Source organism: Vreelandella sulfidaeris (assembly GCF_042429665.1).
Classification (GTDB): domain Bacteria; phylum Pseudomonadota; class Gammaproteobacteria; order Pseudomonadales; family Halomonadaceae; genus Vreelandella.
In genome coordinates, this window is sequence record NZ_JBHMAC010000004.1 from 1 (window position 1) to 8,655 (window position 8,655).

Sequence of the window (8,655 nt, forward strand, 5' to 3'; positions counted from 1 at the left end):
AAGGTAGTGCTGGAAGCGGGCAGTGAATTGACCCTCAACGCTGGCGGCAGCTTCCTCAAACTAGACGGCAGCGGTGTCACCATTTCAGGCCCCAACGTTAAAGTGAACGCCGGCGGCAGCCCCGGCAACGGCACCGGCCAGGCCGCTGAAAGCCCGCTGCTGCCGGGGCATGCGGTAGCGGAAGCGCATGAGGCTATACCGCCAACCTCGCTGCCCAAGCTCAAGGACTACCAGCTAAGCGAGGCGGCCATCATGCCGCTGTGCGGCAAGATCAATGACACCCAGTGCACCCGTGAGGACTGCCCATGTCTGGCTGGTTAAACCAACTCGCCGAACGCTCTAAGGCCGTTGATAGCCTCTCAGCATTAACAACCGATAAGCGCGGTTTTGTAGTGCTTGATCAACGCCGTTCGCCTGAGCAGTGCAGGCCATTATTGGGGCTGTCGGGCAAACAGGATTTTTTGACGCTATTTGCGGGGACCTCGCTATCACCACTTATAGAAGCAAGCCCGTGGCTAGTGGAAATCGACCAAGGAAGCGAGGCTTGGCATTACGCTGAAGCGCTCTGCCAAAAGCGCTTGGGGTGGATGTGTCTTCCCTCTTCAGACCAAACCCTGCAAAGCATCGCCAACCATTTGCGTACTCTGTTTGTGTTAGATGACCCGCACGGCGGAAAGTCGCTCATCAATCTACAGCAGCCCGCCGTGTGTATGGCACTTCTTGCCAGCGTCCCCTTCAACGCTTACAGCTACTGGTTGAGCCTGTTTCAGCTGGTAGCAACGCCCACGCCACAAGGCCAATGGCTTGTTTGGCAGCCACATGCCGCGACTCCTGCCGTACTCGATGAATGGCAGTTGACCACCGAGATGGAAGCTGCGTTGAAAGAAAGCCAACAGGCATGGTGGCTGAGCCATATGACGAATAGTCCCGTTAGTGATGTGCAAGCCTCATGGTTAATCAAAATGAAAATCGTAATGGAATCAGGTATTACTCGCTCCGATCATTTAAAACGGCTATTGCCTGTTATAACAGGTGAGCGCGAGGCGTTTAGTCCTCAAATAAAAGATGTACTGAATAAGTCGATTCCATCACGTCAGAAGGTACAGCAACTGGAGCATTTTGTATGAGTGCCTCGCAATCCTCGGAGCGCCGTCTGGATCCTGTGGTGGTTAATGTATTCGAACCGTCGGCATCAGAGGGCGAAAGCCCCGGAGAAAATCCCTCGCATGTATGTGAAGAGAATTGCTGGGCCGATATTATTTACATGCCAGGAACGCGGACTTTTTGGCTGCTTACTGAAGAGGTTTCAGATGCTTTAATGGAAGCATCTGAAACCCTGCGAGAGTGGGTAAGTACAGAGGATAAAAAGACGCGTATTGAACTTCTGACAAATGAAGCTGGTTTAATGGAGTGTCTACTGCCCAGTAGGGCTGAAAGCTTCTTAAACGGGTCAGAACGCCAGCAATATATTGAAAACTTCAATCGACTGGTCGCGTTAACATCAGAAGACTTACCGTCCGTACAGCAGCGAATCGCCCATGAGCGCGGCCTAAGTGACATACTTTGGGATTTAAGCACGCCGGGCTTGCTGAATCACATTGCTCGTTTCTTTTCGAATAGTGAAATCAGTGATATTGAAAGCCAGCTTCGTGCACTGTACCAGCAAGGAGTTGCTCGGGCAGAAGGTCAAGGTTATTCACTTGAAGGCGAGGCGTATTACGGCCCTTGGGAGGAAGAAATTGCCCAAGCGTTGGAGACGTATCGCGTATGCCGCGAGCAGACACAGAGGCAGTATCACTTTAATCCAGGCAGTCAAGGGACCGCGACGCCCTTCTCTCTTAGGGACGTATTATCAGAGTATCAACGCTTCATTCAGCTATGCGAATCCAACCCGCCCGTCGAGGCCGCGCAGGCTTGTCAGTTTGTAGGGTACGTGCAAGAGCTAAATGAGCAGCAAGCAGAGAAGTATCACGAATACCTTCAGAGCATCTTGTCGCTTGCCGCACTCGGCATCGCCACGCCAGAGCTTGCACTTTCGGGCACGTCCAATGGCGGCGCGGGTGTCGACGACGGGGTCAGTGGTTTCGATACCTATTGCCGCTTATTGAAAGAAAGCGCCGAGCTTAATGAGTCGGTAGAGCAAAAGCTGAGCGAATGGGAGTCCGGGACGGCAGGACGCGCCCAGTTGCCTGTGTTCCTCTTCGAGCAAGAGCGTCAACAGTACGAAAGACTACATGATGAGTTGGACGAACTGTTTAAAAAGGCCAATCGGGCGGTCGAACAGATAGAACCAGGACGGGTTCTGATATGGAATACGAACCTGGATGACGACCAGTACTCGCTGGGATACGAAAAACGCAAGATCGAGCGGCTCGTACGCCGTGAATTTCCGCTTCGCGAGTTCAGCTCACCATTGGGCGACAAATCGCTGTGCCATATCAGTTTATGGCAACTGGCGCCTCTCATGTCAGAAACCGAACGCGAACGTTTGGATCAGGCACTTGGTGCCGATGGCGTACTGCCCGCCACCTTATGGGAAGCGCCTGAAACGGCGCTGACTCAGTGGTTGGCTTCGCGTGGCTGCGAGAGAATCGAGCATCAGCTCAGTTGGCACGAAGACACATTGGGTTTTTTCCAGCCGGATGACCTCTTTTCCTATTTGGAACAGCACCATTACCAGGTTGAGTCGTTAACGGGTGATAACAAAACCCGCTGGGGAAAAGCTCTCCAGAAGATCCTCTTTACCGGCCCTGGCCGTGAATCGTTGAGGCTTTTTGATGCCAGTGCACAAGCACAAATGCTGCGACTGGTCGGGATGACGCACTTTGATCTTAACGAGGAGCGGTCAGAAGATGAGCGTGATGTCCCTTGGAACGCTGAGGCGCAGTCCGGCAGCCTTACGTTTTTTGATGGTGAACTGACATTCGAGGAAAAATCAGGTGCCAGCGTCACGCGCAATGAGCAATTGGAACTGGCAAGAGATACGGCTGGTGAGTGGTCCTTGAATGACAAGGATAAGACCGCTGCAAAGCTTTCTTATGGGTGGGAAGGTAAAGGCACGATCAGCTTGGCCCGAGGCGAACTTCCTCTGGGGCGTTTGGTGCTACCTCAAAAGTCTCAAGCCTTGCCGGTCAGTATCGAACTGGCCGAACGTAATGAAACGCGCAACCTGGGGCGCTATACCGTTGTACTCGATGCGGTAGCCAAAGGCTTTGCCGGAGCAAGCGCAGTACTCTCAAGCGAGTTGGGGTTTGATTTCGATAAGGATGGGCTAAGCATCACCGGGGTCGACTGGGCCAAGCGCGAAGCCCAGGGCGCGGAGTTCGATGCGTTTGCGGGTGCCAAGCTGGGCATCGAGACACGCTGCGCCTTGCACTGGGAACCACCGGAAAACTTGCAGCGCCTGCTGCCGACACGTGCCGCGTTATCAGAGCTTGCCATGCAGGGCTCGCGCCGCTCAGTCACGGGGTGGCGAAGCCTCGGCAATGCCAAGTTGGGGGTCGAGGCCTCCATCGGTATCGGGGCGAAGGCCGGTTTTCTTTTACGTATTCAGGGCGGTAAGTTCACGCTCGTCATGAGTGCTCGACTGGTCGTTGGCAAAGGCGTCGGCGGGTCGCTGGCCATCGACCTGGATGTGGATAGCCTGGATTTGTGGCTCTCGATGCTTCACCGCGCCATGGTGGATAACAACTACGTTCAGCCCGAGTGGGTCGACGAAGAAGCCTACGAAACCCTCGGCTTTCTCGGCTATCTCGCCGCCACGACGTTGCTGAACGTAGGACTTCTCGCCGCCCGTGGAAAGGCCGGTATTGAGCAGCTCTACAACGCCATGACGGGCGGGCAGAATGCTGGGCCGATTGCTTACGAGATCGTTAATGCGGCTGATAGGGGCCAAGGTGAACAATTGGCTAACTGGATTCAGCAATTAACGCCTGAAGCGTTGGGTGCATTGCTATATCTGTTAATCAGTGAACCTAGGTCACTTGAGATAGAAGGACAAAATTTTGGGATTGAAGATGCGCTGGATTACCAGCAAATTGCTGTTGCGAACTGTCTAGGCTGGATTGTAGAGGGCGTCACTACTGGCATCTACGGCTCGCTATGTCGCTTTAGTAAAGAAGACCCTACACCTTCTCAATACCTGTTTGCAAAAGCCGTTATCAGAATGACTGAAAATGGTCAGCCGCCTCATAACTATTCAGACACAGCCTATCTAAACCACAAAGAACGCTTGGATAAATTTATGGAGCGAGTCTCGGACAGTGGTTCTCTTATAGAGAGAGAAGCTGGTATTGCTAGAGCAGAATACCGTAACTATGTCGCAGGTCTTGCAACTGAAGTGTGCGCTACTAATTAAGGAAGGAAATAATGCGAACATATATTTTGGCCATGTTGACAGGTATTTCACTGACTGTGCTTTTTTTCCCTGCTGCCTGGGCACTGGACGAAGAGGTACAAGCTGCCAAAGAAGAAGGTATGCGGCTTTACGGTATTAGAAAGGCAGATTCGGCCATACCATTTCTTGAGCAAGCGGCTGAAGCAGGTGATGTAGAAGCAATGTACTATCTGGGCGAAGCTAATCGCCGGTTAGTGATGGGAAACATGAATCAAGCTGCGCTGGATTGGTACTACCTAGCTGCTCAGCAAGGAGAACCGTATGCCATGCTGCGTTTACATTCTAGTCAAGCCTGTCAACTCGGTGATATGTGCCCAGAAAATAGTAATGACTGGCTAGGGACTGCCTTAGCGGCCACATTGCCAAAAGCCGAGGCAGGGGATGCGGCTGCAATGTTCGCGCTTTATTCGATTTATGCAAGTTTGGAAGACGTGGAGGCATCTGGTGAATGGCTTTTGGAAGCTGCTGAAGCCGGGAATGTAGAAGCCCAAACTTGGTTGGGGCGGAAAATAAGAAGCGGAGCGAGCGATATTGAGGCTCAAGAAGCAGCGGCAAAGTGGTTTCGTCGGGCGGCGGAAGAAGGTTATGCGCCTTCAATGAGTTATCTTGCGGCTACATTAAACAGTTTAGGGGACTCCCTAGAAGCTTGGGAGTGGATGGTTAAAGCCTCTGAAGCAGGCAATATAAGCGGACGGCAATGGCTCGCGTCCTGCTATATCGATCCTACCGAAAGTGAATTATGCCATGTTGAACAAGAGCCAGCCAAAGGATGGGCTATCTTTCTTGCTATTCAAGAAGAAGTGTCAGGCACATCCTCAGAGCGAGCACTACGAGTCTATCGCGATAGCCTTACCCCCGAGCAACGCACCGAAGGCGAGCGTATGAAAGACGATTGGCTAGGCCTGGAACCGCCACTCTCCTATTTCCCCGAGAGGTTTGGCCCCTGATGCTACTTCCTCGCTCCAGTCTTCTGGCGACACTGGCCTGCTTGCTCTTGATACCGTTAACGCTACCACCTGCGTGGGCGTTGGACGAGGTGGCACAAGCCGCCAAAGAGGAAGGAATGCGGTTATGGGGTATTCACCAGTGGGAAAGGATGCAGCCGCCACTTGAAATTGCCGCCGAAAGTGGCGATGCGGAAGCGATGTATTATTTGGGCGAAGCGAATCGACTGCTTAGCCGAGGTCTTTCACAGGCCGCACTGGACTGGTATTACCAGGCCGCCCAGCACGGCGAGCCCTACGCCATGTTGCGCCTCTTCGATGGTGGTGCCTGCAAACTGGGCGACGTTTGCCCGGAAAACGGCGATGATTGGCCGCAGGAGGCACTCGAACTCACGCTGCCCAAGGCCGAAGACGGGGACGCTGAGGCCATGGCGGCGCTTTATTACATTTATTACTACGTGGAAGAGCCCGACGAAGAAGAGGCGCTCGAGTGGCTGGACCGCGCAGCCGAGGCGGGCAATGCCTGGGCTATGAACACGCTGGGCAAGCGCGCACGTGATGATGAGAATGCTTATGAAAGTGAAACTGCGCAGCTTGAAGCGGCGGAGGTATGGTTTCGCAGAGCAGCTGAACTCGGATATGCGCCATCCATTAACAATCTATCAGCAATTTTAAGTAATTTAGGACGTAATGATAAAGCTTGGGAGTGGATGACAGAGGCTTCTGAAGCAGGTCACATAAATGGTAGGCGCTGGACAGCTTCATGCCATATAGTACCTGAAGAAGAAGGACGCGATTTATGTGACTCAGCGCCAGCACCGAATCCTGCTATCGGCAGGGCAATTATGTTGGCTATTGATGAAGAAGTGCCAGGAGCCTATTCCAACGATAGTCTTGAATATTACAAAGAAATGCTCACACCCGAGCAACGCGCCGAAGGCGAGCGTATGAAAGAGGACTGGCTGGGCCTGGAGCCGCCGCTTTCCTACTTCCCCGAGAAATTTGGTCCCTGATGATGTTACTGCCTCGCCCCGGTCTTCTCGTGACACTAGCAAGCTTGCTTTTAGTACCGCTAAGCGTGCTGTCTGCTTGGGCCCTAGACGACGAAGCGCAAGCCGCCAAAGAAGAGGGTATGAGGCTTTACAACGCACACCAACGCTCAAAGAGTCCACCCTATTTGGAAATAGCCGCAGAAGCGGGTGATGCGGAGGCGATGTATTATCTAGGAGAAGTTGATCGCTTGCGTCATATGGGTCTAACCCAGGCAGCACTGGACTGGTACCACCAGGCCGCTCTACACGGCGACCCCTACGCCATGCTGCGCCTGTTTGACGGTGGGGCCTGCGAGCTGGGCGACGTTTGTCCGGAAAACGGCGATGACTGGCCGCAGGAAGCGCTCGAGCTCACGCTGCCCAAGGCCGAAGACGGGGACGCTGAGGCCATGGCGGCGCTTTATTACATTTATTACTACGTGGAAGAGCCCGACGAAGAAGAGGCGCTCGAGTGGCTGGACCGCGCTGCCGAGGCGGGCAATGCCTGGGCCATGCACTCGCTGGGCAAGCGCGCACGCGACAATAAGGATGCTTACAGTATTGATACAGAGCGTTTGGAGGCTGCGGAGGTATGGTTTCATCGGGCGGCTGAGGCGAAGTATGCGCCAGGGATGAACAATTTGGCAGTCGTTTTGGATCAATTAGAGCGCGATGAAGAAGCTTGGGATTGGATGATTAGAGCATCCATGTCGGGTCATATTAACGGTAGGCTATGGCAAGCTTCTTGTTATTTAGAACCCGAAATAGACGAAAATCAAATGTGTCAAACGGAAAAGGATACTGCTAAAGGTTGGGCTATTCTTCTCGCATTGAGAGAGGAAGTCCCAGGAAGTACTTCAGAGAATGCACTCACTTATTATGGTCTGGCGATAGCATTACTTCCGAACAACGCGCCGAAGGCGAGCGTATGAAGGAAGAATGGCTGGGCCTGGAACCGCCACTCTCCTATTTCCCCGAGAAGTTTGGCCCCTGATGATGTTACTGCCTCGCCCCGGTCTTCTCGTGACACTAGCAAGCTTGCTTTTAGTCTCTCTAAGCGTGCCGCCTGCTTGGGCCCTGGACGACGAAGCGCGAGCCGCCAAAGAGGAGGGGGTGCGACTTTACGGGATTAGAAGGGCAGATTCAGCTATTCCACTTCTTGAGCAAGCTGCTGAAGAAGGCGATGCAGAGGCAATGTACTACTTGGGTGAAGCCAACCGCCGATTGGTGATGGGCAATATGAACCAGGCCGCACTAAACTGGTATCACCAAGCCGCCCAACACGGTGACCCCTACGCTATGTTGCGCCTCTTCGAGGGCGGCGCCTGCGAGCTGGGCGACGTTTGCCCGGAAAACGGCGATGATTGGCCGCAGGAAGCGCTCGAGTTCACTCTGCCCAAGGCCGAAGACGGGGACGCTGAGGCCATGGCGGCGCTTTATTACATTTATTACTACGTGGAAGAGCCCGACGAAGAAGAGGCGCTCGAGTGGCTGGACCGCGCTGCCGAGGCGGGCAATGCCTGGGCCATGCACTCGCTGGGCAAGCGTGCACGCAACGATGAGGATGCTTACAGTAGCGATACAGAGCGTTTGGAGGCCGCCGAGGTATGGTTTCGCCAGGCCGCCGAAAATGGGTATGCGCCTGGGATGAACAATCTCGCCTCTGTATTAAACCATTTGGACCAGCCCGAAAATGCTTGGGAATGGATGACCAGAGCGTCTGAAGCCGGCCACATGAATGGCCGTGGTTGGCTGGCAGCTTGCAATATCGCACCCAATGAAGGCGGGCGTGAGCTATGCCGAGGAGCCCCCGAGCCAGACCCAACTGAAGGGTGGGCTATTTTCCTGGCCATTCACGAAGAGGTACCGGGTACTTCTTCCGAGAACGCTCTTCGCGCTTATCGGGATAGTCTCACTTCAGAACAACGTGCCGAAGGCGAGCGTATGAAAGACGAATGGCTGAACCGTGAGCCGCCGCTCTCTTATTTCCCCGAGAAGTTTGGGCCATAAGGGTATTACTAGCGCTCCACGATTCAACCACGCCGCTGGTTTGAGCGCTGGCGGGAAGCGAACCGCCCTGCCCGCTTCTAGCGTCGTTTTCGTTCGCGGCGAATCATCCTGACGCGCTCTCTGGCTTTTTTCGGGGTCGACAGCGGCGCTGCCATATCGTCCTGTGTTTTAGGCGGGGCTACGACCCTGAAGTATACGACCCTGCATTAACGCACTCTTGATCAGTTTTTAATCAACTTACGCGTTATTTGTAAGAGATTGACTACCCGACTTG

Annotated in this window: 6 protein-coding genes and 1 pseudogene; all 7 read left to right on the forward strand. The window is 53.9% G+C overall.

The genetic code is table 11. From position 1 onward, the window contains the following. A pseudogene (locus tag ACFFLD_RS02840) lies at positions 1-321 on the forward strand (type VI secretion system tip protein VgrG); the annotation flags it as partial. After that, a complete protein-coding gene (locus ACFFLD_RS02845; protein ID WP_386036372.1) occupies positions 306-1,127 on the forward strand; it encodes a DUF4123 domain-containing protein in 822 nt (273 codons plus the stop codon). The pseudogene ACFFLD_RS02840 and the gene ACFFLD_RS02845, both read left to right, overlap by 16 nt. Next, on the forward strand, positions 1,124-4,357 hold the full coding sequence (locus tag ACFFLD_RS02850; protein WP_386036375.1) for a hypothetical protein: 3,234 nt from the start codon (positions 1,124-1,126) through the stop codon (positions 4,355-4,357). Before ACFFLD_RS02845 ends, ACFFLD_RS02850 begins: the two co-directional genes overlap by 4 nt. Before the next feature lie 11 nt (positions 4,358-4,368). Next, positions 4,369-5,343, forward strand: coding sequence for a tetratricopeptide repeat protein (locus tag ACFFLD_RS02855; protein WP_386036378.1), 975 nt, complete (start codon positions 4,369-4,371; stop codon positions 5,341-5,343). Continuing rightward, positions 5,343-6,353: a tetratricopeptide repeat protein gene (locus tag ACFFLD_RS02860; RefSeq protein WP_386036381.1), complete on the forward strand. Its 1,011-nt coding sequence runs from the start codon at positions 5,343-5,345 to the stop codon at positions 6,351-6,353. Before ACFFLD_RS02855 ends, ACFFLD_RS02860 begins: the two co-directional genes overlap by 1 nt. Next, positions 6,353-7,303, forward strand: a complete 951-nt coding sequence (locus ACFFLD_RS02865) for a tetratricopeptide repeat protein (RefSeq protein ID WP_386036384.1) — start codon at positions 6,353-6,355, stop codon at positions 7,301-7,303. Before ACFFLD_RS02860 ends, ACFFLD_RS02865 begins: the two co-directional genes overlap by 1 nt. 61 nt (positions 7,304-7,364) lie before the next feature. After that, positions 7,365-8,381, forward strand: a complete 1,017-nt coding sequence (locus ACFFLD_RS02870) for a tetratricopeptide repeat protein (RefSeq protein ID WP_386036387.1) — start codon at positions 7,365-7,367, stop codon at positions 8,379-8,381. Positions 8,382-8,655: the final 274 nt, after the last annotated feature.

Bases quoted from the DNA above. Each gene is read 5' to 3' on its own strand.
- ACFFLD_RS02860 (WP_386036381.1), top strand. From the start codon at position 5,343: ATGCTACTTCCTCGCTCCAGTCTTCTGGCGACACTGGCCTGCTTGCTC.
- ACFFLD_RS02865 (WP_386036384.1), top strand. From the start codon at position 6,353: ATGATGTTACTGCCTCGCCCCGGTCTTCTCGTGACACTAGCAAGCTTG.
- ACFFLD_RS02855 (WP_386036378.1), top strand. From the start codon at position 4,369: ATGCGAACATATATTTTGGCCATGTTGACAGGTATTTCACTGACTGTG.
- ACFFLD_RS02850 (WP_386036375.1), top strand. From the start codon at position 1,124: ATGAGTGCCTCGCAATCCTCGGAGCGCCGTCTGGATCCTGTGGTGGTT.
- ACFFLD_RS02870 (WP_386036387.1), top strand. From the start codon at position 7,365: ATGATGTTACTGCCTCGCCCCGGTCTTCTCGTGACACTAGCAAGCTTG.
- ACFFLD_RS02845 (WP_386036372.1), top strand. From the start codon at position 306: ATGTCTGGCTGGTTAAACCAACTCGCCGAACGCTCTAAGGCCGTTGAT.